General features: G+C 63.2%; 1 protein-coding gene. It reads right to left on the reverse strand.

Annotation, left to right across the window (positions count from 1 at the left end; translation table 11 throughout):
- Positions 1–95: 95 nt before the first annotated feature.
- Positions 96–1,340 carry an IS256 family transposase gene (locus ACTXPP_RS14050; protein WP_443342726.1) on the reverse strand — a complete coding sequence of 415 codons (1,245 nt, stop codon included), beginning with the start codon at positions 1,338–1,340 and terminating at the stop codon, positions 96–98.
- Positions 1,341–1,460: the final 120 nt, after the last annotated feature.

Genomic DNA, 1,460 nt, shown 5'->3' on the forward strand with positions numbered 1-1,460 from the left:
GGTCAAGTCCTGGGAAGTGGTGTACCTCCCTTCCGCTGAAACAATGCGCGTGACACCAGATCAGGGACCGTCACGGGCCTGATACCGCCTCAGGCTCATGCCGCCTCCTGCACCCGGTCGTCTCCGTCGACATCGATGATGTTGGTACCCATCACCGTCCGGGTCTGCTCCAGACTCGTCAGCGACATGTACCGCTTCTGCTGGATCCAGTCATCATGCTGCTCGGCGAGCACCGCCCCGACCAGACGGACCACCGCATCGCGGTTGGGGAAGATCCCCACGACATCGGTACGCCGGCGAATCTCACGGTTCAGCCGCTCGGTCGGGTTGTTGGACCAGACTTTGGTCCACACCGCCTTCGGCGCGGTTGTGAACGCCAGCAGCTCGTCGAGCGCTTCCTCCAGGTAGTCGGCGACATGCGGGAACTTCTGCTGACAGAACGCGACGACCTCACGGGCCTGGTCCCACACCGCGGCCGTGTCGGGTTGCTGGAAGATCGTCTGGAACATCGCCGACAACGTCGGCCACTGGGTCTTCGACACCATGGACGACAGATTCTTGGCGAAATGTGTCCGACAGCGCTGCCATGACGCGTTCGGCAGGACCTCGCCGACCGCGTGCTGGATGCCCAGGTGAGCGTCACTGGTGACCAGGAAGACCTGTTCCAGTCCGCGGGCCTTCAGGTCGCGGAAGAATCCGGTCCAGGACGCCACGGACTCTGCCGTGGCGACCTGCATGCCGAGCAGTTCGCGGTAGCCTTCCGCGTTGACTCCGCAGGCCAACAGGACCGAGGTTTTCACGACCCGGCCACCTTCACGGACTTTCATTGTCAGCGCGTCGCAGGATACGTACAGGTATGGTCCGCCGTCGAGTGGGCGGTGGCGGAAGTCCTCGACCATGGAGTCGAGGTCCTTAGCCATCTCGGACACCTGGGATTTCGACAGGTTGGTGATCCCCAGGCTGGCGACCAGGTCGTTCATCCTGCGGGTGGACACGCCTTTGAGGTAGCAGGTGGCGATGACGGTGGTCAGTGCCCGTTCTGCCCGACTACGTCGTTCCAGCAGCCAGTCGGGGAAGAACGAGCCGGAGCGGAGCTTGGGAACTGCGACGTCGACGGTGCCGACGCGGGTGTCGAGGTCGCGGTGGCGGTAACCGTTGCGAGTGTTGGTGCGGAACTCGCTGGTGGTGGCGTAGTCCGCGCCGCAGACCTGGTCGGCCTGGGTGGACAGGATCTGGTTGATGAAGCTCTGCAGCATCTGGCGCATCAGGTCCGGGGATGCCTGGGTGAGCAGGTCGTCGAGGTAGGTGGACGGGTCGATATGATGGGGGCTGGTGGCCATCGTGGAGTCCCTTTCGAGGATATGTAGGAGTTGAGTCGAAAGGTACCTGCGGTGGTCACCGTCGTCGTTGACGGGGTGGGCACCAGCAGTTACAGATACACCACGCTAGAGGACGTAACC

It is taken from the genome of Candidatus Corynebacterium faecigallinarum (assembly GCF_052264515.1).
Lineage (GTDB): Bacteria > Actinomycetota > Actinomycetes > Mycobacteriales > Mycobacteriaceae > Corynebacterium > Corynebacterium faecigallinarum.